This window comes from Streptomyces sp. NPDC057307 (genome assembly GCF_042667665.1).
Classification (GTDB): domain Bacteria; phylum Actinomycetota; class Actinomycetes; order Streptomycetales; family Streptomycetaceae; genus Streptomyces.
In genome coordinates, this window is the sequence record NZ_JBHUZM010000002.1 from 49,763 (window position 1) to 71,431 (window position 21,669).

Consider the following 21,669-nt stretch of genomic DNA (forward strand, 5'->3'; position numbering starts at 1 on the left):
ACCCCGCTCCCCACCTCACTCCCCGCCCCGCGTGCCGCTTCGACGGGGATCCTGCACTCTTGGCAGATGGACGTGTGGCAGCTCGTGCTGGTGGGTCTGGTCATGCTGCTGGGCGTCATCGGTGTGCTGATTCCCGGGGTGCCCGGCCCCGCCATCGTCTGGGCCGCCGTGGTCTGGTGGGCGCTGAGCGACACCTCGGGCACGGCCTGGGCGGTGCTGATCGGCTCCACGGCCGTACTGCTGCTCAGCCAGGCTCTCAGACCGCTGCTGCCGTCCCGGCGGACGCGCGAGACAGGGACGCGGCGGCGCACGCTGCTGGCCGGCGGGCTCGCGGGGATCGTGGGTTTCTTCGTGGTGCCGGTGGTGGGCGCGGTCGTGGGTTTCGTCGGCGGGATCTACGCGGTGGAGCGCGTACGGCTGGGCAGCCACCGGGACGGCTGGGCGTCGACGCGCGCGGTGATGCGGTCGGCGGGCTATCCGGTGCTGGTCGAGCTGTTCTGCTGTCTGCTGGTGGCGGGCGCGTGGCTGGGCGCGACGGTCTGGGGCTGAACCCGCCGGCCGGTCGCGCACGACCGTGCCCCGCTGGGCGGCGCGGGATGCCGCCGCGGCCCGCGCTCCGTACGCTGGAAGCCGGTGGTGCGACCGCGCATCCCATGTGGAGACGTTGATGAACACACCGCGGGACTTGTTGATCATTGCCTTGGAGGTGGCGTCCGATCGCCCTCCGGGCCGGGGCGATCTGTCGCTCGCGCTCGCCGGCGCCGAGCTGATCGACCTCTTGGAGGCGCGGGCCGCGAGGCTGCGGGACGAGTACGTCGTGCCGGGCGACAACCGGGCGGTCGGCGAGCGTCTGCTGGACGAGGCGTCGGCGTCGCTCGCCCGGCAGGAGCCGTTCGAGACGATCGAGGACTGGCTGTGGCGCAGGGGCCGCGGCCTGGCGGACGTCTACCTCACGGCCCTCGGGTCGGAGGGGCTGATCACCCAGCAACGCCGTTTCCGCCGGCTGCCCTTCGTGACCGGCCGCACCGTGCCCGCCGATACCCCCGCGCGCCGCTCGGCGCTCGAACGCTGGACGGCGGACGAGCCGGTCCTCGCCACACTCGGTGCCGCTGTCGGAATCCGCGACGAGCCGCCCGAGGGTGCCCCCGAGGTGGCCGACGAGGTGGCCGACGAGGCGGTGGCGACGGTGCTGGACGCCGTCCATGACGCGCTGAGGGACCTGGAGGCGGAACGGCAGAAGCGTTCCATCGAGCAGGCGGCCTTCGACAACGTCTGGCGGGGTCCGTGACGCCGCCCCGACGGCCTGCCGGACAGACCGGGCCGCCCTCGCGGAGAGGCCCCCACCTCTCCCTACACATCGGATCTCTCCTCCTGCATTGACGCGCCTCAGCCTCACCCCTACCTTCCGTCCAGGGATAGCTCGGATGAATCACCTGCCCGGGAGGCACCAATGGCAACGACCCCGTCCCGACGAGACGTCCTCGCCGGCGGCGCTCCCCTGCGAGGAGACGGCCGACGGGTCCGTGCGGATCCCCCTGGGCAAGGGCGACGCGGCGCTGATCACCGCGGCCGGTGACCGGCCGGACCTCCGCGTCCGGCCGGTCCGGCCGAACGCTCCGGCGGCCCGGTGGGGTCTGCCCACCTGAGCCGCCGGTCCTGCTCGTGCCCTACCGAGGTGCCGTCAGCAGATCGGTACGCCGGGGAGTTGCGCCGCGGGGTGGTCGATGTAGATGTTGGAGATGAAGCCGCCCTGGTCGCGCAGCTTGCTCCACCAGTTGTTGCTGTATCCCTCGGCGTTCACGGTGTCGCCCTGCTTCTGGCAGAGGACATGGACGTTGGTGGGACCGGCCAGCCGGGTCACGACGGCGGCGTTCAGCCGGGCGTCCGCGCGGACGCTGACACCGGTGCCCCAGGTGGAGAAGGGGGTGCCGCCGCCGCCTCCGCCACAGCCGTTGTCACTGGTGAGGTACTGCTGGTTGTAGCTGCCCGGGTAGGGGAGGCCGCCGCCGTTGATGACGATGTTCTGCCCGACACCGTTGAGCAGCTGCTCGTAGTGCAGATGGGGGCCGGAGGAGTTGCCGCTGGAGCCCGTGGTGCCGATCTGCTGACCCTGGTTGACGAACTGTCCGCTGGCCACCGAGAAGGAGCCGAGGTGGAAGTAGTACGTCTGCCAGCCGCCGCCGTGGTCGATGGAGATGTAGTTGCCGGCGCCGCTCGGCTGGCTGTGCCGGGTCGCGGTGCCGGCGGCCGACGCGAGGGCCGGGGTTCCGTTGGTGGTGCCGCCGTCCGCGCGGACGAAGTCCAGCGCGCGGCGGACCTCGGCGGAGTGGTGGCTGTAGGTCCACCGCTGGCCGCACGGGTAGGGGGCCTTGAAGTTGGGCCCCGCGGCCGCGGCGGCCGTGTCGGAGGCGCCCGCTTCGGCCGTTTCGGCTGCTCCGGCGGGTACCGTCAGAATCCCGACGAGTACGAGGAGCGCACCGGCGAATGTGGTCGATAGGCGTCTGAGACGGGTCACGAGTGCTCCCGGGTGTGGGGGAATGCAGGCGATCGGGCGGCGAGCCGTCGACCGCTGCGAGACCCGGCAAAAGTAGCGAGGGGCGCTCCTCCTCACAACGACCGGGCAGCGCCTTTCGTCGGAGATGAAATGTCTTGCTCCTGACAAGTCGGCACACCACCATGGCGTCGGACGCCGCCCGTGCGGCAGAGTGCGTCGTGCCTCGCCCCACCCCCACCCGCCACACCCGTACAACTGCACAAGTCACCTCTGCGGAGGAGTGGTTGACAGCTCCTCACCCCGCCTTGCCCCCACTTGTGCGCGTAGGTCCCGGACCCGCGCACCACAGAGCGGAGAGAAGATCGATGACCTTGACGACAGGCTGGAAGCGCGGCCAGGCCGCGCTCCTCGGCACCCTGGTCGCCGCGACGCTGGCCCTCACCGGCCAGCCGGCGACCGCCGCGCCGTACCCCGGCGGCGGCGGCGCCCCGGACGCCGGATCCGGCGCCATGAACACCGCGTTCTCGGCGGCCGCCGCCGAGTTCGACGTACCCCGTGATCTGCTCGTCGCCGTCGGCTACGGCGAGACGCACCTCGACGGTCACGGCGGCAGACCGAGTCAGGCGAACGGCTACGGTGTGATGCACCTGGTCAGCCAGCCGAAGCACAAGACGCTGGAGCGGGCCGCGAAGCTCACCGGCGAGTCCGTGACCGACCTCAAGAAGGACACCGCGGCCAACATCCGCGGCGCCGCCGCCGTGCTGCGCGCCGTCGCCGACGAGCAGGGCCTGGACGCCACCGACCGCGACTCGCTCGCCGAGTGGTACCCGGTCGCCGCCGAGTACGGCGCCGCGACGAACGACCGTACGGCGCGGCTGTACGCGGACACCGCGTACGACCTGCTCAACAAGGGTCTACGCGCGCAGGCCGCCGGGAACGAGCAGGTCCTCGTCAAGGCCCGCAAGGTGACGCCGGACCGCGGCAAGTACGCGAGCATCGCCTCGGACCTCGGCGTGCTGAGCGACGACTACCCGGCGGCGCTCTGGGTCCCGGCGAGCACGTCGAACTACCAGACCGGACGTACGGCGGCGATCAACAAGGTCGTCGTGCATGTCACCCAGGGGTCGTACGCCGGCTCCATCAGCTGGTTCCAGAACCCGTCGTCGCAGGTCAGCGCGCACTATGTGATCCGGTCCTCGGACGGCCAGGTCACCCAGATGGTCCGGGACGCCAACACCGCGTGGCACGCGCGCTCGGCCAACGCCAGCTCCATCGGCATCGAGCACGAGGGCTTCGTCGCCGACCCGTCCTGGTTCACCGACTCGATGTACCGCTCGTCGGCCGCGCTGACGCGCCACCTCACCGCGAAGTACGGCATCCCGCGCACCCGTACGGGCGTCGTCGGCCACAGCGAGGTGCCGGGCAACGACCACACCGACCCCGGGGCGAACTGGAACTGGACCTACTACATGTCGCTCGTCAACGGCGGCAGCGGTGACCCGGGCCCCGGCCCCGGCACCTCGTTCCCGACGTGGGGCACCGGCGTGAGCATCCGTCAGGACACGACGACCACCTCGGCGCAGGTCGCCAGCCTGGCGGGACCGACGACCGTCAAGGTCCAGTGCCAGAAGCGCGGCCAGCTGGTCAACTACCAGGGGTACAGCAACGACGCCTGGTCCTATCTGCCGGACTACGGCGGCTACATCTCGAACATCTTCATCGATGTCTCGGACGCGTGGCTGCCGGGCGTGCCCAACTGTTGAGTACGCAGCGATAGTTGACACTCCGTCAGTAATGCATCACCGCCTCAGGGGGCGGGGCCGTCCAACAGGGCCTTGCCCAGCTGGGTGCGGTGGTGCATCATCCGGTTGCCGTGCCGGTGCGAGGTGAGCAGGCCCGCCTCGCGGAGTACGGAGGCGTGCCGGCTCGCCGTCGAGGGAGCCATCCGCAGCGCCCCCGCCAGACCCGTCGTCGTCATCGGCCGGTCGAGCAGTTCGAGCAGCCGGGCGCGCGAGGTGCCGATCAGCTGGGCCACCGGTGGCGTCGCCTCACCCTGCCGGTGGCGCGCCAGCCAGCCGGGTGCCGGGGAGAGCGGGTGGACCAGCACCGGGGGCAGCTCGTCGTCCACCAGGGCCAGCGGCGTACCGACACAGAAGAAGCCCGGCACCAGGGTCAACGTCTGCCCGGACAACAGGAGTTCACGGCTGACCGGGTACGGCGTGCGCAGGATCCCCTCCTCGCAGCGCCAGCCGGGCATCTCCTCGTAACTGGCCAGCAGCCCCTCCGATCCCCCGCTCAGGGCGGCCTCGGCGCGGCGGGCGCGGTCGGCCGCGGCCTGGGCCCGGATGGCGGGCAGATAGGGCACCACGGCGACCGAGTAGTAGCGCCGCAGCGTCGCCCCGAGCCAGCGCAGCGCCTCCACATCACCGTCGGCCAGCCGCCGTACGGTGGCCGGTACCGGACCGGGTCTCCGCGCGTAGAGTCGCGCGAGTTCGGCGACCAGGCGCCGACGGGGAGTTGACAGCAACTGGTCCACACCGATGTCGAGGTCCAGCTCGCCGCGGCCGGGGGTGAGGAAGTCGGGGAAGTACTCCGCCGAGGGGCAGAGCAGCATCAACTCCCGTACCGCCGAGGCGAGTCCGGCCCGCTCCAGGGCCGTGCGGACCTCGCGCCGCCAAGGCGCGAAGGCCGGTGGGACATGCTGGTTCTGGAGCAGATGCAGGCTGAGCGCGGCCTCCCACAGAGCGTCGGCCCCGTCCGCCACGCGCAGCCGGTTCAGCTCCCGTCCACGGAGATCGACTCGCAGCACGTTGGACTCCCCCGGAAAGCCTGTGCGTTCAGGCCCGGATTGTAGCGGGGCCGGGTTGCGGAGTGATTGCGGTCGAGCACGGTGTGCTCCGGACGACAGGACCTAGGCGCGGTCCGGCGTGCGGTAGCGGGAGTGGTCGATGTGCCAGACGTAGGAGGACACGATGGACCCGAGGGCCCCCGCGTGGGCGGCGAGCGGGCCCGCGCCGACCGTCAGTTCGGCGATGCGGGCGGCGGCCACGGCGGCCCGCTGTTCGCACATGCGGGAAGCGAGCCGGTACGCCTCTTCGAGGTCGCACCCGCGCTCCCGCATCAGGAGTGACAGCAGGTTGAGCGAGCCCGACCCGTCGTGGGCGGTCTCCTTCGCGTACGAGGCGAGGTCGTTGATCCAGCCGGCGAAGTCCGCGACGGCCGCCTGGAGTTCCCGGACCGGCGCCGAGGACCTTTCCGGGTCGGTCAGTTCGTACCCGAGGGCGACCTCGGCCGTGGTCGTCAGGGTCCGTATGAAGACGGTGTGCGGACGCATCGCGCGGTAGTCGGACAGGGTGACGTGGTCCGGCCTGTCGAGGTGGTGCGCCTCCCAGAGGACGCCCATGAGGTTGTCCCGCAGGTCCGCGGTGAGCCGCAGGTACTGGGTGGGAGTGGCCCGTTCGCCGAACCGGGCCAGGACGTCGCGCAGCGCGGCGCCGAAGGCGCTCGGTCCGCCCGGTGGCTCGTCGTGGCCGGCGAGGACGTGGACGTACTCACTGATCGTGCGGACCAGGCGGGCCGGGTCGCGGGCCCCCTCCGCCTCGCCGTGCGTGTCGTCGAACGCGGTGAGCCACAGGAAGAGGTCGGCGCAGAGGAACAGGCCGTCCCGGTCGGCCGTCGGGAAGGTGCGGGCCATCCCCTGGCCGGTGATGTTCGCCAGGGCGGCCAGTTTGCGCGGCGGGCCGACGAGCGGGAACGTCCGGAGCCATCCGGTGGCGTGCCGCTCGATGTCGTCGGCGTACGGGCTCGCCGGGAAGGGACCGGGGAAGGAGTCCCGCAGGTCGGGCATCGGCAGGGTGGGCGCGGTCGTGCGGGTCGCGTCGTTCATCGGGCCTTCCCCGCGAGGGTGTGCTGTCTGAGTTCGGGCACCATGCGCAGGGACGAGGGGTGCGTGGTGATCGCTCCGACCGGGCGTACGGTGCCGGGTGTCGGCCGAAGCCGCCAGCGGGACGCGACCAGCGCGGTGATGATGGTCGCCTCCGTCCAGGCGAACGCGTCGCCCATGCACATGCGTTTGCCGGAACCGAAGGGGATGAAGGCGCCCTTGGGCGGCTGGGGGCGGTCCGGCAGCCAGCGGTCGGGGTCGAAGCGCAGCGGATCGGGGTAGAGGGCGGGATCCCGGTGTACGGCGTAGGCGCTCCAGATCACGTCCGAGCCGGCCGGCAGCAGGAACTCGCCGAGTCTCACGTCCGAGATGGCCTGCCGGGTCACGAGCCAGGCGGGGCTGTACAGCCGCAGGGTCTCGCTGACGAGTCTGCGGGTGAGGACGAGGCGGGGAACGCGCTCGGCGGTGAGCGGACCTTCGGCGAGGACGGAGTCGACCTCCTCGTGGAGTTGGCGCTCCAGCTCGGGGTTTCGGCCCAGTTCGTGGAAGAGCCAGGCGAGGACGACGGCGGTGGTCTCGGAGCCCGCGGCGAGCAGTCCGGTGACCTCCGCGAGGATCTCGTCGTCGGGCAGTGTCGCGCCGGTCTCGTCCCTGGCGGTCAGCAGCAGCGAGACGATGTCGTCGTACGCGTCGGGGTGCGCCCGGTGTTCGGCGATGATCTCGGCGACCGCGCTGCGCAGCGCGACGCCGGCCGCCCGGGCCTTCCGATTGCCCCGGGTGGGCAGTCGCTCCAGGGCGGAGACGGGCAGCAGGGCACGCTGGAGGGCGGTCCTGAAGACGGTGTCGACGCTGTTGAGGATCTGGTGGGCGGGAGCACGCCGGGGCGTCGAGGAGAACAGGGCCGACATGACGACGCCCTGGGTCATGAGCTGCATCTCGGTCTTCAGGTCGATCGGGGCTCCGCCGTCCCAGGCCGCGATGTACGGCTGCACGGTCTCCCGCATCGTGTTGACGTAGCCGGCGATCTGTTCGCGGTGGAAGGCCGGCTGCATCATGCGGCGGCGGCGCAGGTGCGGTTTGCCTTCCGCGACGGGCAGGGCGTCCTTGCCGAAGAGTTTGAGCTTCTCGAAGAGCAGCCCTTTGGTGAATTCGTCGGACTGGCTGGTGAGCATCTTGTGGATCAGCTCGGTCGAGTTGATCACCGTCAGCGTCTTCGGGCCGACCTTGACGCGGACGGCGGGGCCGTGCGCGCGCAGGCTCTGGACGAACGCGAGGCGGTCCTTGATCAGGGGTGCGGCGTGTCCGATGAGCGGAAGCTTCCCGGGCGCGAGCGGAGGAACGTCACTGCCGGTCGTCACGTGTCTGTCCTACCTTTCCGCGTCTGTGAGTGTGGTCTGCCGTCCGTGCAGGCCGTGCCGGGTCCGCAGCAGTTCCCGTACGGCGAGAATCTCGGCTCCGATCATGGCGCCGGGGGCGTACAGGGTTTTGTCGTGCCACAGGGCGGGGTGGTGGCCGGAGCCCGCCCGGTCGTTCAGGTATGTCTCGGCGCGGTGCAGGGCGCGGGCGTGCCGGGGCTGGTGGTCGGTGGTCGACAGCAGGATCTGTGCGGCGTACGCGGTCTCCTCCGTGGTACCGCCCCAGATCCCCCAGGAGCCGTCGTCACGCTGGGTTTCGACGGTCCAGGCCACGGCGGTCGCGACGGCCGCGGACGCGTGGTCCCCGCCGTGTCGCGCGAGCGCGGCCACGCAGCGCGCGGTGGCGTAGTAGGGGGACGCGTGCCATTTGTCGGGCCACGGTCCTTCGGGCCGCTGTTGGCCGACGAGCCAGTCGCGCAGTTTCTCCGTCCGGGGACCGTATACGTGCCGTGTTCCGGGGTGGCGGCTGACATAGCTGCCGAGCGCCTGGAGCGCGTGGGCGTTCGCGGTGACCGATCCGGTGTCCTCGCCGATGTAGCAGTCGTAGTGGCTGCCGTTGTGGAAGAGGTCGAGCGGGTCGGGGGTGTGTTCCAGGCCGACCAGCGAGGACACCAGTATTGCCATGGCGGTGTCGTCGGCGTCCGTCATGAGCCCGGGTGCGCCGCGTACTCCCCGGGGGTCGTAGAGGTCGTCGGCCCAGCCGCGGACGGTGGGCAGGCTGGCGGCCGGCAGTTCGGCGCCGGCCAGTGCGGCGGCGACCCACAGGCGTTCGAAGACGAGGATCGGGGCCGCCTCGGGGAAGAGACCCGAGTAGCGCTGTGCCACGGCGTCGAGGGCCGCGACGGTCCCTGCCGCGGGCACCGGCGAGAGCGCCGCGGCGCGGGCCGCCGTGGCGGCCGGTGAACTGCCCAGCAGGTCCGGTCCGTCGGGTATGAGCGCCCCCGGTATGTACTCGGCCACGCCCTCGAAGGTGTGGTGCAACTTGACGGGGAGGCTGCCCGCCGAGGTGTACCGCCTCGCCACGTACTCGGGCGCGCCCCGGTCGTAGCCTCGGGGAAGCGCGGGTGCGGGCCCCGGACGCCATCCGCCGACGACCGACATCCCGTCGTCGCGGACGTGGGTGAGCTGTTGGTGGATCTTCGTGACCAGGCTGGGGACGAGGATCTCGGCCGCGGCCGTGTCCGGCCACGGTCCGGCCGTGGGCAGCGCGCGCAGCGCGGCGAGACCTCTGTCGACCGCCTTGGCCAGCCGCCGGGTCGTCTCCTCGGGCATGGTGCCTCGCCGCAGGACCGCCAGTGCGGCTTCCACGCCGCTGAGTGTCGGCAGCAGGCGGTATCGCTCCGGCCCCTCACCCCAAGTGCCGTCGGGTGCCTGCTCGTTCAGCAGATACGCGATGCGGCGCTGCTCCCCGGGCAGCCAGGGGGCCGCCGAGATGACGCGGGCGGTCTCGTACAGGGAGGGGCGGACGCTGCCCCACGGGTCCTGGTCGATCCTCGCCACCAGTCGGGCGGCCTCTTGGGGGTAGGTCGCGTGCGCGACCGTGTCGCTCATGGGTTTGCTCGACCTCACGGTTGCGGGGGCGGTGGCGGGGTGGCGGCGGGCGGTCATGCCTGCCGCTCCGTGGCGTCCAGGGCGATCTGGCGCAGTTGGGCGGTGGCCGCTTCCGGGAAGGGCGCCTCGTCCAGTGCGGCGAGGGCCGCGTCCCGACGCGCGGTGATCATTTCCTCCACGGTCCCCCGGGCGCCGGTGGAGTCCAGGATGGTGCGGATCTCGGCGGCCTGGTCCTTGTCGAGGTCGCTGCGGCCGACGAGGCCGCGCAGGGTCTTTCGCTGGACGGCGGAGGCTCGCTGGACGGCGAGCGCCATCAGTACGGTGGCCTTGCCCTCGCGCAGATCGTCCAGTATCGACTTGCCGGTCTCGGCGGGATCGCCGAACACGCCGAGCAGGTCGTCGCGCAGCTGAAACGCTTCTCCTAGCGGGATGCCGAACGCCGTGCAGGCGTCGAGCACGGACGGATCGGCCCCGGCCACCGCCGCTCCGATATGCAGCGGGCGTTCGACGGTGTACTTGGCGGTCTTGTACCGGATGACGTGTAACGCCGTCTCGATGTCGCCGGTCAGCCGGCCGGTGCTCTGCAGGTCCAGGAGCTGGCCGTACATCAGCTCGTTGCGCATCTCGGCCACCAGGGGCATGACCTGGGCAAGTCTTTCCGGGTCGAGGCCCGCCGTCTGGAGGAGTTCGTCGGACCACACGAGTGCCAGGTCCCCGAGGAGGACGGCGGCGCCCAGTCCGTGCGCCGCGGCGCGGCGGCGGGGACCTCCGCTGTCGGTGTACGCGGCGGCCAGCGCGCGGTGTGCGGAGGGCCGGCCCCGGCGGACATCGCTGTCGTCCATCACGTCGTCGTGCACGAGGGCGAACACCTGGAAGAGTTCGAGGCTCGCGGCGGCGCGTATGACGGCGGTCGTCTCTCCGGCCCCTCCGGCGGCCTGCCATCCGTAGAGGCACAACACGGATCGCAGCCGTTTCCCGCCGGTGAGGAACGCGCGCAACGTGGAGGTCAGATAGAGCAGTTCGGTGCCGGGCGCGGCCTGGTCCTTGGCATCGAGGAATCCGGTCAGGGCCGCGCTCACCCCATGCCGTACGGACAGGAGGTCAGGCGGACTGGTGGCGGGAGGTGTGGTCGCCATCGGTAGTTGATCCCCTTTCGGTCAAGAACCGTCGTGGTGGTTCCGTTCGGGCAGAGGACGGGGCCAGGACACTGCTGTTCCGCCGGTGTCGCGGTGGGGCCGGCGATCGGCCGGGGGCGCCACCGCGACACGGCGGGGAAGAGCAGGCTAGGAGGCTGTCACCGCCACGCGGTCGGCTGCCGTCGAGGACGACCCGGTGCCCGTACCCGGGCCGGCGGAACCGCGGCTCCAGGGGGTGACGCCCTTGGCATCGGGGGTCAGCGGAGTGAACCGGGTGGGAAGCGACGTGAGCGTCCGGTGGATCGGACCGTCGCGGTAGGTCAACTGGTCCGGAGCCACGGCCAGTTCGATGTCCGGCAGATAGCTGGCGAGTCGTTCGATCGCGGCCGTCGCGATCAGCAGGGCGAGATCACGGGCCGGACAGGCGTGCGGTCCGGCGGCGAACGCCAGGTGCGCCTTGGTCCCCGAGCGGTAGCCGTCGGCCGACACCCCCGAGTGGGGGCAGGTGTTGGCGGCGGCGTACGAGACCATGACCGGGGAGTCGGCGGGAATGCGGGTCCCCTCGAAGGTGACATCCTCCTTGGGGAAGTGGAAGCTGTAGTTGGCCAGCGGCGAGTCGTGCCACAGCGCCTCGTCGATGGCGTGCTGGACGGGCAGGCTTCCGGTGGTGAGCGTGCCGAAGTACCGGTCGTCGCTCAGCATCCGCACGCAGGTGTTCGCGATGAGGTTGGCGGTCGGCTCGTTCCCCGCACCGAAGATGATGATGATCTGGTTCATCACCTCTTCCGCGTTCAGCCCGTGGGGGTGGTCGATGAACCAGGACGTCAGATCGTGGCCGCGCTTCTCGGCCTTGGTCTGATAGAGGGTCTGCAGATAGGCGCCGAACGTCTGGGCGCCGGCCGCCTTCCGCTCCGGATCGGTGTCCACCATGGCCGCGAGTGCCCCCACGAGCCGGGGGCCGTGCTCGTCCGCCATACCGAACAGTGCGTTGAAGACCATCAACGGCAGCTGCTGCGCGTACTGGCTGACGAGGTCGACCGTGCCGGTGTCCGCGAAGTCCTGCAGCAGCCTGTCGGCGTAACGGAACGTCAGAACCCGTACGTCGTTGGGGTCGAGGAGCGCGAAGCTGTCGGTGATCACCTTGCGCAGGTGCGCGTGCTCGTCACCGTCGGCGAAGAAGAGACTGGGCCGCCACTCCACCAGGGGTCTGATCGGGCTGCTCTCCGGGACCTGGGGCATCCAGTTGCGGGTGTCCTTGGACCAGGTGTCGGTGTCCTGCAGGAGTTTGAGCGCCGCCTGATAGTCGGTGACCAGGTGGACGACGACACCGGGCGAGATCTCGGCGACACCGACCGGCCCCTGCCGGCGCAGCAGTTCGTAGCTGCGCTGAGGATCGGCCGCGTGCTCGGGCCCGTGCAGGGGCACGGCTGTGGCGGCTGGTGGTGTGATACTCACGAGGCTCCGACTCCGGCAGAGGATATGGAATGGGCGGTCAGTGCGATGAGCGCGTTGAGACTGCTGTCCATCTCGCGGGCATCACAAGTGACCAGTGGGGTGGCTGGGGCGAGGTCGAGCTTCTTGCGAACGATCTCCAGGTCGTAGTCAGGTGAGTCAGGGAAGGTATTGACTGCCACGGCGTACGGCAAACCGCGCTCCTCGATAAGATCCATCACCTCGAAGGACTCGTCCAGGCGCCGGGTGTCGACCAGGACGAGCGCGCCGAGCGCCCCGAAGGCGATGCCCTCCCACAGGGGAAGGAACCGCCGCTGCCCCGGAGTTCCGTACAGATACAGGACAACCCGGTCACCCGGTAGGGTCAGCCGGCCGAAGTCGATGGCGACCGTGGTGGTCGTCTTGTCCCGAAGACCGACGAGGCTGACGTCGTCGGCGTCGGCCGCCGCGTCCGTCATGACTTCGTCGGTGTGCAGGGTGGGGATCTGTGAGAGCGTCCTGATCGCGGTCGTCTTGCCGACGCCGAGGGGACCCGCGACCAGGATCTTGACCCTCTGGTGCTCCCCCTCAGGGAGGTACACGGGACGCGGGCTAGGCGACACGGAGGGATTGGAGTCCACTCAGCACCTCTTCCATGAGTTGCAGCGACGGGCGTCCGGCACGCGAGGGGGCGAGAGCGTCCGGGATCGGCACGCTGGCGTTCAACAGGCCGTCACTGACGAGTTGTTCGGCGAGCATCAGACCGACGCTGGCCGGCAGCGCGAGATACGCGGCTATCTCGACGGCGGTGAGGGAACCGTCCGTCACCAGCTCGACGACACGCCGGTGCACCGCCGTGTGGTACGAGGAGAGCGGCTGGCCGCTGGCCCGCAGAGCCGTCAGCGTGTCGAGGGTGGTGGGTAACGGGGCATCACCGCCGGCTCCGGTCGCCAGATACGCCGGAAGAAGCCGCCGCTGGTGCTGACCGCGGCTCATGACGCTCCGTCATGGGTGCGCGCCGAGACAGACATGTGCTGTTCACCGAGCTTCTTCGCCTGACGCGCCATCATGTGGACGACCACACCCATGTGCATCGAGTCGTCGCCCGCGGCCGCGATGAGCGTGTTGGCACCGGCCGGCATGACCATGTAGGTGCCCTCGGCTATCTTCACCGTGACGGTCTCGATGGGGGTGTCCGCCGGGGCACCCAGCGCCGGGATGACGGCGGCCCGGGAGGCGGCGTGCAGTGCGGAGGTCATCGCGGCCACGCCGTCCGCGTCGTCGGCCGACAGGTTCTCGGACCGGGCCTGGACCATCCCGTCGAGGGTCATGAGCAGGGCGTGGTGGACGCCCGGGATCTCGGTGATGGGCGCCAGATACCAGGTCTCGTTCTCGCCGTGGGGCATGGTCACTGCGTTTCCTCCGAATCAGTACCGGTTCGGCCGCTTTCAAGGCCGTCCTGGAATTCACTCCAGGCTTTGAGGGACCGCTCCGGGTCCGGGGCACGGTAGGTGGGAGCGGTGAGTCCTCCGGTGGGTGCCGCGGGTCCGCGGCGGCGGCGCTGTGGCAGACCGTCCGCGCTGTCCGGTACGGGAGTGCGCGGCTTCTCGTCGTCCTCCGGCGCGGCCTCGGTGACCGCGGCGGGCCGCCGCTCCGCCTTCGGTGCCATGGCCGGCTGGGGGGCCATGGCGGACGGCGGCTCGGCCTCTTCGTCGATCGAGGCCAGCAGGTTCGGGGGAATGGTCACCACAGCACGCACCCCGCCATAGGGAGACGGATGATCGATGGAGACATCGAAGCCGTAGTCGGCGACGAGGCGGCCGATGGCGGCGAAACCCTGGGACGGCGGGTCGCCGAGCTCGGTGAGCATGACGTCTTGGGTGTCGGCCGAGAGCAGCCGCGCGCCCCGGGAGGCCGCTTCCGCGGTCATCCCCTTGCCGGCGTCGTCGACCGTGACGCAGACGTTGCCGTTGCCGCTCTGGATCAGGGTGACATCCACCGCGAGGTCGTCACGGGAGTGCTCCAGGGCGTTGGCCATCAGCTCGGCGCAGGCCACGGCGACGGGCTCGGCGGCACGGCCGACGATCCCGACGTTGGAGGCTATTCGTGAGTTGATCTTGACGCGGTCGAACCCACGGAGGCGGGAGGAGGCACCCGTGACGATCTCGGCCACATAGGTGTCCTTGCGGACGTGTCCCGGCCACGCACCGCACACGATGGCGGTCCGCTGGATGAGGCGCAGATTCTGCTCGTTGAGATGGTCGGCGGCGAGCATCCTGTGTGTCAGGTGCCCGGCCCCGGTGAACTCCCTCTGCAGGGAGTCGAGTTCCGACTGCAGCCGGTACGACAACGCCTGCGAGTCCTGGCTCGCGCCACGCAGGGCCGCCCGCGCGGCGGCGTCCACGCGACGACGCTCCTTCAGGACCATCTCCGAGACCCGGGTGAGGACGGAGTCGAGGAGTTCCGCGTCCTCGGGTCCCGTCACCCCTTCGTGCAGCAGCCCGGGTACGGGGTGGTGGGAGCTGATCAGATGGAGCGGTACGGCCGGCAGCCGGGCGGAGACGAGATGACTCACCTCGGCGCGGAACCGCTCCTCGCGGGCCTCGGCCTCCCGGGTGCGGGTCTCGGCGTCCCGCGTACGGGATTCGGCACCGTGTGTGCGGAAGTCGGCGTCGCGCGTGCGCGCCTCGGCGCTCTTCAGCGCCGCGTCCATTTCTCTGCACCGTCGCGCCTGTTTGCGACGGGAGAGCGCCAGCAGCAGCGCGACGGCGGCCGTGACCGCGGTCACGGCGCCGAGCGCGAGGGCGGGTTCTGAGGGAGAGATCACGGAAAAAGGGTCCTAGGGGTTCGAGGGGGGAACGGGCGAGTACACCGAAGCGGTCGGCGTTCCCCGCCCGTGGGGTGGTGTGCGTCCGGGAGCGACACGGGCCGTCCGCCGGCCACCGGCGGCGACGCGCGGGACCGCACGCGAAGGGGGTCGTCCTTCCGGTACACAGGAATCGTCCCTTCCGCGCCTCACGACTGCCGGCATCCGGCACGACCGTCGGACCGGTCGTGCTTGCTCAGCGTCATCGGGACTCCAGGGCGGACGGGGGCGGCGGCGCAGGTACTTCCGCCATCAAGTGCTGCCGCATCTCGCTGAGGGATCACGCCAAAGCGACGTCAGTTTAGGGGAGTTGACCTCCAACTCACAGCACGGGTGAGCAGCCCGCGATGATCATGAGGGAAGAAATACGGCCAGGTGGGGAGTAACTGCCGCACCATGAGCCCATCGCGTCCCAGCTCCGGCAGGCGGGCGTGTGAGGCTGGAGCCATGACCGAATTCAGCGAGGCCGAGCGCTCGTACCTCTCCTCCCAGCGGCTGGGCCGGCTGGCCACCGTCGACCCGAAGGGCCAGCCACAGGCCAATCCCGTGGGCTTCTTCCCGCAGGCCGACGGCACGATCCTGGTCGGCGGATACGCGCTGGGCACCACCAAGAAGTGGCGGAACCTCCGGTCCAACCCCCGGGTGGCACTGGTGGTGGACGACATCGTGAGCCTCAAGCCGTGGAAGGTACGGGGCGTGGACATCCGGGGCGAGGCCGAACTGCTCACCGGGCCGCACGAGTTGGGGCCGCACTTCAGCGAGGAACTGATCCGGATCCATCCACGGAAGATTCACAGTTGGGGGCTGGAGGAGACCGGCTGATCCGGGCGCTCAGAGGACGGCGGCGGCCGCACACAGATGGCGTACGGCGTACGAGCGCCACGGCCGCCACGCCGCCTGACCGGGGTCGCCGTCAGGTGCCACGTCGGGATCGCCCAGGCCCCGCATCCGGACGAGCGCCGCCGTCCGCGCGGTCACACCGGGCACGGTGAGCAGCGCCCGCTCCGCCTCGTCGCGGCTCGCTCCCGCGTCGAGCCGTACGGTGCCGTCGGCGAGGGCGGTGGCGAGCGGGCCGGCCACCGGGTCGTCCACCAGGGCGGCCGGTGCGGGAAAGAGCCGGGTGAGCCTGCCGCACGGGCGCTCGACCCGGTCCCCGTACGCCGCGACGAGCCGCCGCGCCTCGGCGGGACCCGTGTGGACGCGCAGCGCGTACTCCTCGGGGTCGGCGGCGCCCGGCGCCCGCAGTCCGGGGCGGGCCGCGACGAGCGGTGCGAGGAGCGGGTCGGCGCCGAGGCGTTCGTCCACGGCGTACGGGTCGGCGTCGAGGTCGAGGAGGCGGCGCAGCCGTTGTACGGCGGTGGTGAGGTCGCGCAGGTCGGTGAGGTGGATCCGGGCCTCCAGCCACCCGGAGCGCGTCGCCCCGGTGGACGGAAGCGCCTCGTCCACCGAGACGATTCCGGGGCCGTGCGGCAGCCGCAGCGTCCGCCGGTAGGTGCGGGCGCCGAGTTCGCCGGTCATCTCCTCGACGGAGGGGACGGCCTCGTCGGCGAGCAGGTCGAACATGTCGCGCGCCGCGTAGCGCCCGCGGTAGGCGAGCCGTAGCGGAATACCGGCGAGGGAGGGCGCGGCGGGGGCCCGTCCGCCCCCGGTGTGCGATTCGGCGCGCAGGCCGCTCGGCGTACGGGCGTAGATCTGCCGGATCGTGTCGTTGAACTGCCGCACGCTCGCGAATCCGGCGGCGAAGGCGATCTCCGTGACCGGCAGGGCGGTGGTCTGGAGCAACGTCCGCGCGGTGTGGGCGCGTTGGGCGCGGGCGAGGGCGACGGGCCCGGCGCCGAGTTCGGCGGTGAGCTGGCGCCGCACCTGCCGGGCGCTGTAGCCGAGCCGCCCGGCCAGTCCCGGTACGCCCTCGCGGTCCACGACCCCGTCGCCGATCATCCGCATGGCTCGGCCGACGACGTCGGCCCGTACGTTCCACTCCGCCGACCCGGGCACGGCGTCGGGCCTGCACCGGCGGCAGGCGCGGAAGCCGTTGCCCTGGGCCGCGGCGGCGGTGGGGTAGAAGCGGACGTTGCGGCGCTTCGGGGTGACCGCCGGACAGCTGGGCCGACAGTAGATACCGGTGGTCTGGACGGCGAAGAAGAACGCGCCGTCGAACCGTGGGTCGCGGCTGGCCACCGCCTCGTACCGGGTCTCTTCCTCCATCACACCGTCGAGTGTGCGCCGCTTCCGGCGACGCCACTGGCGGGATTCGGACATGAGGGTGGGCCGGACCCCCGGTCCGGGTGTCCGGCCCACTCCGGGCGCGCTTACGGTCGGTGCCTGCCGTCGGCCCACGGCCGGTACCCACCGTCGGGGCCTACCGGATACGCCCGCGCTTGGCCTCCATGGCCGCGCGGCCCTCCGCGCCCTTGAGTCGCCAGTCGCGGCGGATCTCGGCGCGCAGCCGGGCGTCGGTCTTGGCGACGATGCGCTGGTTCTCCCGCAGCAGCTTGCGGTAGCTCTCCAGCCGCCGCTCGGGCAGCGAACCGTCCTCCAGCGCGGCGAGCACGGCGCAGCCCGGTTCACTGCCGTGGGCGCAGTCGTGGAACCTGCACTCCTCGGCCAGCTGCTCGATCTCGGCGAAGACCTGCCCCACGCCCTGTCCGGCGTCCCACAGCCCGACGCCCCGCAGCCCGGGGGTGTCGATGAGCACGCCGCCGCCGGGCAGCACGAGGAGGTTGCGGGTGGTCGTGGTGTGCCGGCCCTTCCCGTCGACCTCGCGGATGGCCCGCACCTCCATCACCTCCTCGCCGAGCAGGGCGTTGGCGAGGGTCGACTTCCCGGCGCCCGAGACGCCGAGCAGCACGCTCGTACTCCCGGAGACGACGGCGGACAGCACGTCGACGCCCTCCCCCGTCGCCGCGCTGACGGCGAGGACCTGCACACCGGGCGCCGTGGTCTCGACGTCCTCGACGAGATACGACAGACCGGTCGGGTCCGGTACGAGGTCGGCCTTGGTGAGCACGATGAGCGGCTGCGCGCCGCTCTCCCAGGCCAGGGCCAGGAAGCGCTCGATCCGCCCCAGGTCCAGCTCGACGGCGAGCGGTACGGCGATGATCGCCTGGTCGACGTTGGCCGCGAGGATCTGGCCCTCGGAGCGCTTGGACGAGGTGGACCGTACGAAGGCGGTACGACGGGGCAGCAGAGTCCGTACGTAACGGGGATCGCCACCGGCCGGGTCGACCGCGACCCAGTCCCCGGTGCAGACGACCTTCAGCGGGTCACGCGGCACCACGAACTCGGTGTCGGCCCGCACCATGCCGTCGGCGGTGACGACATCGCACTGACCCCGGTCAACACGTACGACGCGACCGGGGAGCAGGTTCTGCCCGGCGTACGGAACGAACTCCGCCTCCCAGGCCGCGTCCCAGCCGTACGGGGCGAGGGGATGAGCGGCGGATGCCGCCTCGGAGGAGGCGGAGAGGAGTGAGTGGGAAGAGAAGGACGAAGAGAAAGACAAGGGGAAACCCTTCAGGGGGCGGCCCCGGCGCGCACGTCGTGTCGGACGTGGACGAAGACGAAGGTCAGCCGGAGACCACAGGAATGGGAACGATCAGCTTCTGAATCCGGGCAGCGCCCAGCGCGACGACAGTCACCAATGTCCTCACCTCCTGCTTCCTCAACGACATCCTCAACCGTACCCACGACGGACACCGCTTCCAACTGATTTAAGGCGACGAGCGCTGCCCCGGTGACCCGGCGCCCTCGGCGTCGGCGTCGGCGAGTCGGCCGAGACGGCGCACGATCCTTTTCCGTCGCCCTCGCTTACTGTGGAATCCGATCAGTCTTCGGGAGGTCCCCGTGACCATCGTCGTCAGCCGTCCTGTGGTGCGTACCGCCCCGTACTGGGTGAGCACCGAGGAAATCGCCGATGATCTCCGGACGCGCCATCCCAACCACCCCAAGCTCAACCTGTGGCTGCGCATGCTGGGCCACACGGGGGTGCGGACGCGGCCATGGGTCGCGCCGCTGGCCGAGACCGGGGCCCGTGCGGGTGTCGGGGAGCGGTCGCGTGCGGCGTACGAGGGGGCACGCCTGCTGGCGGTGGACGCCGCGCGGGAGTCCCTGCGCGGGGCGGGCCTCGACGCCGGCGAGGTGGACTGTCTGGTGACGACGCACACGACGTCCTGGACGGTGCCAGGACTGGACGTCGACCTGATGAGGCTGCTGGGGCTGCGGCCGGACGTGTCGCGGGTGGGGCTGACGACGGTGGCCTGTGCCGGAGGCGCGCATGCCCTGGTCCAGGCGGCCCGCTTCGTACGGGCCCGGCCGGGGGCGCGGGTGCTCGTCGTGGCGGCCGAGGCTCTGAGCACGCTCTACCACCCTCGTAACCTCACCCTTCAGTCCGTCCTGTACGGCGGTCTCTTCGGGGACGCGGGCGGTGCCGCGGTGGTGAGCGGCACCGACACGGACCGGGGCGCTCACGGCGGTCTGCTGGAGGTGGCCGGCACCTGGGAGTTCGTCCTTCCGGACAGCGAGGACGCCTACTGGGGCGTGATCGACCAGGACGGGCTCCTCTTCGACTCGGGGCCCGAGGCGAGACGGGCGGCGGGGCGGGTCGTGCCGCATCTGGACGCGTGGCTGGACGGGCACCCGGTCGACTGGGCCGCCGTACATCCCGGCGGGCCGGGGATCATCAGCGGCACCCTGACGGGTCTCGGGCTCGACCCGGACACCGGGGGTACGCACTCCCTGGCGTCCCTCGCCCACGGGAACCTCGGTGGCGTCGCCCTGCTGGACGTCCTCGCGCGGACGCTGGAGCCGGGGCTCCCGAAGGGCGACGGGATCGCGGTGGCCTTCGGGCCCGGCTTCACTACTACCGCTCTGCGTCTGCGGGCCGTGGCGGGGGCGGCGGACCCTGCGGCAGCTCCGGCTCCGTGAAATCGACGGGGATTCCGACGATCATCCGCAGACCGGGATGGGCCAGGGGCGCCAGCGCCTGGACCGACACCTGGACCGCGCCGGTGAGCGGCAGCACCATCGGGCGCACCGTGGCGTAGGGGTGCAGGCTCATCTCCGCCCGCTCGTCCCCGTCCCAGAGCCCGCGCACCTCGGCCGACCGCCGCACCCGGCGTACCACCTGCTGGATACGGTCGTTGTCCCGGTCCACGACGGCGCTGCGGCGCAGTTCGGCGACCATGTAGGGCGCCCAGTGGGTCTCCCACTGCCGGCACTGCTCCCGTCCCTGGGAGGAGGGGGCGAGCAGTTCCTCCATGATGTTGGCGCCGGCCCGCTGCATCCAGGGCCAGTGCCAGGCCGCGCGGCGGTTGTAGGCGAGAACGGCGTAGGTGTCGTCGCTCCAGTAGGCGCCGTGGCCGATACGGTGCAGCATCCCGAGCAGGTCGTCGGGGACGTCCGGCTGTTCCGGGACGACCGCCCGCGGGGGCTGGTGACCGGACCAGACGTACAGGGCGGACGCCTCGGCCGGATTCAGGCCCAGGATCCGGGCGCAGTCCTTCACGAGGTCCTTGCTGATCCGCCCCTCGCCGTGTTCGAGGCGCCGGTAGTGCCGCTCGTCCACGCCCAGCAGGTCGGCCATGATGGCCTGGGTGAGCTGCCCGCGCCGGTGGCGGTGCCGGGGCAGGGCGCCCATACCGGGAATGTCGTCGAGGTTCCGGCGGGCCCGCCACGTACGCATGATCTTCGGCATGTCCGACTGAGGGGGCAGCTCCGCTCTCCCCATCTCGCCACCTCCGGGACCCGCGCCACCGGCTCCGTCGCTGCCGACCGCGCTTTCCATCCTCTCTCTCCGTAGCCGTGGCGGCGCGCCGAAGGACCGGACACCGCAGTGTCCGGTCACTCCCGGACCCTTCCGCGAAGTGACGGGAGGGGTTTCTGTGGGATCTGGAGAGATTCGCCCCCAGGAGAGGACCATGGAAATTCTTGCCGTCCAGCCCACCGCGCACGGCTTGCTTCCCACCGCGGACCGGCATGTGTGGTGTCTGCCTGACACCGATCTCACACAGGCCGCGCATGCCCGCAGGAAAGCGGCCGGTGTGCTGCAGCGGTGGCGGCTGCCGCGTGCGACCGTCGACGACGCCGTGCTCGTGGTGTGCGAACTGGTGACCAACGCGATCCGCCACGGTCGAAGTCCGGTTCACATCGCGCTCCACCGGGGCCAGGGGGCCCTGACGATCAGCGTCAGCGACCACGGTCGGGTCCCCTACCCGACGAGGGGGCCCGACCCCGACCCGGACCCGGAGCACTTCGGCGAGTCCGGTGAGTCCGGCCGTGGTCTGTCCATCGTCGCCGCGCTCGCCCAGGCGCACGGATACGAGGGGGGAGACTCGACGACGTTCTGGGCCCGGCTGCACACGCACCCGACGGACGCCCCCGGCCGACCCGTGGTGTGATGGTGCCGTGGGCCGCGCCGTGGAAGAGACCAATCGCCGCATGCTCCGCGTGCGGGACGCGATGGACCGTGAGTACGCGCGGCCGCTGGATGTCGCGGCGCTGGCGAGGATCGCGCATGTGTCGCAGGCGCACTTCACGCGGACGTTCCGCGCCACGTTCGGTGAGACGCCGCACCGCTATCTGCAGCGCAGGCGGGTAGAGCGCGCGATGTTCCTGCTGCGGGAGACCGACCGCAGTGTGACGGACATCTGCTACGAGGTCGGCTTCGGCAGCCCGGCGACCTTCAGCCGCACCTTCCACGACATCGTCGGCCGGCCGCCCAGGACGTACCGCAAGGAACGAAGGGAACGCGGGGGAAGCGTGGAACGTGGGGAACGCAGGGAACGCGAGAAGCACGACGAAGCGGCGTCCGCTGCCATGAGCGTGCCGACGTGCTTCACGATGGCGTGGACGCGCCCAAGCGCCTGACGCCCGTCGACCGGCACCTGCCGACCGGC

22 protein-coding genes are annotated in these 21,669 nt (G+C 71.2%); 8 read left to right on the forward strand and 14 right to left on the reverse strand.

What is annotated here, in order from left to right; genetic code table 11:
• Window positions 1–66: 66 nt before the first annotated feature.
• The 3 genes from ACFUN8_RS01170 to ACFUN8_RS01180 all read left to right on the forward strand — a co-directional run bounded on the left by ACFUN8_RS01170 (window position 67) and on the right by ACFUN8_RS01180 (window position 1,646).
• The gene (locus ACFUN8_RS01170; protein ID WP_383629847.1) at window positions 67–549 is read left to right on the forward strand and encodes a DUF456 domain-containing protein; all 483 of its coding nucleotides are present in this window, start codon (window positions 67–69) and stop codon (window positions 547–549) included.
• A 118-nt stretch (window positions 550–667) separates the two neighbouring features.
• The gene (locus tag ACFUN8_RS01175) at window positions 668–1,288 is read left to right on the forward strand and encodes a GPP34 family phosphoprotein (RefSeq protein ID WP_383629849.1); all 621 of its coding nucleotides are present in this window, start codon (window positions 668–670) and stop codon (window positions 1,286–1,288) included.
• A gap of 136 nt (window positions 1,289–1,424) precedes the next feature.
• Window positions 1,425–1,646, forward strand: coding sequence for a hypothetical protein (locus ACFUN8_RS01180; RefSeq protein WP_383629851.1), 222 nt, complete (start codon window positions 1,425–1,427; stop codon window positions 1,644–1,646).
• Between the two features lie 35 nt (window positions 1,647–1,681).
• On the opposite strand, the gene ACFUN8_RS01185 is transcribed toward ACFUN8_RS01180, so the two are convergent.
• Complete coding sequence (locus ACFUN8_RS01185; RefSeq protein WP_383629853.1) at window positions 1,682–2,515, reverse strand: M23 family metallopeptidase; 834 nt, start codon at window positions 2,513–2,515, stop codon at window positions 1,682–1,684.
• A 344-nt stretch (window positions 2,516–2,859) separates the two neighbouring features.
• On the opposite strand from ACFUN8_RS01185, the gene ACFUN8_RS01190 reads away from it, so the two are divergent.
• Window positions 2,860–4,257 carry an N-acetylmuramoyl-L-alanine amidase gene (locus ACFUN8_RS01190; RefSeq protein ID WP_383629855.1) on the forward strand — a complete coding sequence of 466 codons (1,398 nt, stop codon included), beginning with the start codon at window positions 2,860–2,862 and terminating at the stop codon, window positions 4,255–4,257.
• 44 nt (window positions 4,258–4,301) lie between these two features.
• Here ACFUN8_RS01190 and ACFUN8_RS01195 read toward each other — a convergent pair whose 3' ends face one another.
• The 10 genes from ACFUN8_RS01195 to ACFUN8_RS01240 form a co-directional block, all read right to left on the reverse strand.
• Entirely contained in the window at window positions 4,302–5,303 is a 1,002-nt protein-coding gene (locus tag ACFUN8_RS01195) for an ArsR/SmtB family transcription factor (RefSeq protein ID WP_383629857.1), read from the reverse strand.
• 102 nt (window positions 5,304–5,405) lie between these two features.
• Entirely contained in the window at window positions 5,406–6,380 is a 975-nt protein-coding gene (locus tag ACFUN8_RS01200; protein ID WP_383629859.1) for a terpene synthase family protein, read from the reverse strand.
• Window positions 6,377–7,735: a cytochrome P450 gene (locus ACFUN8_RS01205; RefSeq protein WP_383629861.1), complete on the reverse strand. Its 1,359-nt coding sequence runs from the start codon at window positions 7,733–7,735 to the stop codon at window positions 6,377–6,379. The genes ACFUN8_RS01200 and ACFUN8_RS01205 overlap by 4 nt, the downstream gene beginning before the upstream one ends.
• A 9-nt stretch (window positions 7,736–7,744) precedes the next feature.
• Window positions 7,745–9,343 (reverse strand): prenyltransferase/squalene oxidase repeat-containing protein, encoded by a 1,599-nt coding sequence (locus ACFUN8_RS01210; RefSeq protein ID WP_383629863.1) that lies wholly within the window; start codon window positions 9,341–9,343, stop codon window positions 7,745–7,747.
• Window positions 9,344–9,396: 53 nt separating this feature from the next.
• Window positions 9,397–10,479 carry a polyprenyl synthetase family protein gene (locus ACFUN8_RS01215; protein ID WP_383629865.1) on the reverse strand — a complete coding sequence of 361 codons (1,083 nt, stop codon included), beginning with the start codon at window positions 10,477–10,479 and terminating at the stop codon, window positions 9,397–9,399.
• A 147-nt stretch (window positions 10,480–10,626) separates the two neighbouring features.
• Complete coding sequence (locus ACFUN8_RS01220; protein ID WP_383629867.1) at window positions 10,627–11,934, reverse strand: cytochrome P450; 1,308 nt, start codon at window positions 11,932–11,934, stop codon at window positions 10,627–10,629.
• Window positions 11,931–12,512 (reverse strand): ATP/GTP-binding protein, encoded by a 582-nt coding sequence (locus ACFUN8_RS01225; protein WP_383629869.1) that lies wholly within the window; start codon window positions 12,510–12,512, stop codon window positions 11,931–11,933. The genes ACFUN8_RS01220 and ACFUN8_RS01225 overlap by 4 nt, the downstream gene beginning before the upstream one ends.
• 10 nt (window positions 12,513–12,522) lie before the next feature.
• On the reverse strand, window positions 12,523–12,906 hold the full coding sequence (locus tag ACFUN8_RS01230; protein WP_383629871.1) for a DUF742 domain-containing protein: 384 nt from the start codon (window positions 12,904–12,906) through the stop codon (window positions 12,523–12,525).
• Window positions 12,903–13,316 (reverse strand): roadblock/LC7 domain-containing protein, encoded by a 414-nt coding sequence (locus tag ACFUN8_RS01235; RefSeq protein ID WP_383630069.1) that lies wholly within the window; start codon window positions 13,314–13,316, stop codon window positions 12,903–12,905. Before ACFUN8_RS01235 ends, ACFUN8_RS01230 begins: the two co-directional genes overlap by 4 nt.
• A 2-nt stretch (window positions 13,317–13,318) precedes the next feature.
• Window positions 13,319–14,737, reverse strand: a complete 1,419-nt coding sequence (locus tag ACFUN8_RS01240; RefSeq protein ID WP_383629873.1) for a sensor histidine kinase — start codon at window positions 14,735–14,737, stop codon at window positions 13,319–13,321.
• A 486-nt stretch (window positions 14,738–15,223) separates the two neighbouring features.
• Here ACFUN8_RS01240 and ACFUN8_RS01245 point away from each other — a divergent pair, with 486 nt between their 5' ends.
• A complete protein-coding gene (locus ACFUN8_RS01245) occupies window positions 15,224–15,598 on the forward strand; it encodes a PPOX class F420-dependent oxidoreductase (protein ID WP_164253419.1) in 375 nt (124 codons plus the stop codon).
• A 9-nt stretch (window positions 15,599–15,607) separates the two neighbouring features.
• Here the strand turns inward: ACFUN8_RS01245 and ACFUN8_RS01250 are convergent, their stop codons facing one another.
• A complete protein-coding gene (locus ACFUN8_RS01250; RefSeq protein WP_383630071.1) occupies window positions 15,608–16,981 on the reverse strand; it encodes a bifunctional transcriptional activator/DNA repair enzyme AdaA in 1,374 nt (457 codons plus the stop codon).
• A gap of 154 nt (window positions 16,982–17,135) precedes the next feature.
• Entirely contained in the window at window positions 17,136–18,278 is a 1,143-nt protein-coding gene (gene rsgA / locus ACFUN8_RS01255; RefSeq protein WP_383629876.1) for a ribosome small subunit-dependent GTPase A, read from the reverse strand.
• A gap of 341 nt (window positions 18,279–18,619) precedes the next feature.
• Here rsgA and ACFUN8_RS01260 point away from each other — a divergent pair, with 341 nt between their 5' ends.
• Window positions 18,620–19,699, forward strand: coding sequence for a PhlD (locus ACFUN8_RS01260; RefSeq protein ID WP_383629878.1), 1,080 nt, complete (start codon window positions 18,620–18,622; stop codon window positions 19,697–19,699).
• Here the strand turns inward: ACFUN8_RS01260 and ACFUN8_RS01265 are convergent.
• Window positions 19,635–20,558, reverse strand: coding sequence for a helix-turn-helix domain-containing protein (locus ACFUN8_RS01265; RefSeq protein WP_383629880.1), 924 nt, complete (start codon window positions 20,556–20,558; stop codon window positions 19,635–19,637). The genes ACFUN8_RS01260 and ACFUN8_RS01265 overlap by 65 nt on opposite strands.
• Before the next feature lie 133 nt (window positions 20,559–20,691).
• Here ACFUN8_RS01265 and ACFUN8_RS01270 point away from each other — a divergent pair, with 133 nt between their 5' ends.
• Both ACFUN8_RS01270 and ACFUN8_RS01275 read left to right on the forward strand, forming a co-directional pair.
• Window positions 20,692–21,171, forward strand: a complete 480-nt coding sequence (locus tag ACFUN8_RS01270; RefSeq protein WP_383629882.1) for an ATP-binding protein — start codon at window positions 20,692–20,694, stop codon at window positions 21,169–21,171.
• Window positions 21,172–21,178: 7 nt separating this feature from the next.
• The gene (locus ACFUN8_RS01275; RefSeq protein ID WP_383629884.1) at window positions 21,179–21,640 is read left to right on the forward strand and encodes a helix-turn-helix domain-containing protein; all 462 of its coding nucleotides are present in this window, start codon (window positions 21,179–21,181) and stop codon (window positions 21,638–21,640) included.
• The last annotated feature ends 29 nt before the right edge of the window (window positions 21,641–21,669 follow it).

Excerpts from the sequence above, each read along its gene's own strand:
- ACFUN8_RS01170 (WP_383629847.1), top strand. The coding sequence starts at position 67 with ATGGACGTGTGGCAGCTCGTGCTGGTGGGTCTGGTCATGCTGCTGGGC.
- ACFUN8_RS01175 (WP_383629849.1), top strand. The coding sequence starts at position 668 with ATGAACACACCGCGGGACTTGTTGATCATTGCCTTGGAGGTGGCGTCC.
- ACFUN8_RS01180 (WP_383629851.1), top strand. The coding sequence starts at position 1,425 with ATGAATCACCTGCCCGGGAGGCACCAATGGCAACGACCCCGTCCCGAC.
- ACFUN8_RS01190 (WP_383629855.1), top strand. The coding sequence starts at position 2,860 with ATGACCTTGACGACAGGCTGGAAGCGCGGCCAGGCCGCGCTCCTCGGC.
- ACFUN8_RS01200 (WP_383629859.1), bottom strand. The coding sequence starts at position 6,380 with ATGAACGACGCGACCCGCACGACCGCGCCCACCCTGCCGATGCCCGAC.
- ACFUN8_RS01210 (WP_383629863.1), bottom strand. The coding sequence starts at position 9,343 with ATGAGCGACACGGTCGCGCACGCGACCTACCCCCAAGAGGCCGCCCGA.
- ACFUN8_RS01215 (WP_383629865.1), bottom strand. The coding sequence starts at position 10,479 with ATGGCGACCACACCTCCCGCCACCAGTCCGCCTGACCTCCTGTCCGTA.
- ACFUN8_RS01230 (WP_383629871.1), bottom strand. The coding sequence starts at position 12,906 with ATGAGCCGCGGTCAGCACCAGCGGCGGCTTCTTCCGGCGTATCTGGCG.
- ACFUN8_RS01235 (WP_383630069.1), bottom strand. The coding sequence starts at position 13,316 with ATGCCCCACGGCGAGAACGAGACCTGGTATCTGGCGCCCATCACCGAG.
- ACFUN8_RS01245 (WP_164253419.1), top strand. The coding sequence starts at position 15,224 with ATGACCGAATTCAGCGAGGCCGAGCGCTCGTACCTCTCCTCCCAGCGG.
- ACFUN8_RS01250 (WP_383630071.1), bottom strand. The coding sequence starts at position 16,981 with ATGGAGGAAGAGACCCGGTACGAGGCGGTGGCCAGCCGCGACCCACGG.
- ACFUN8_RS01265 (WP_383629880.1), bottom strand. The coding sequence starts at position 20,558 with ATGGAAAGCGCGGTCGGCAGCGACGGAGCCGGTGGCGCGGGTCCCGGA.
- ACFUN8_RS01270 (WP_383629882.1), top strand. The coding sequence starts at position 20,692 with ATGGAAATTCTTGCCGTCCAGCCCACCGCGCACGGCTTGCTTCCCACC.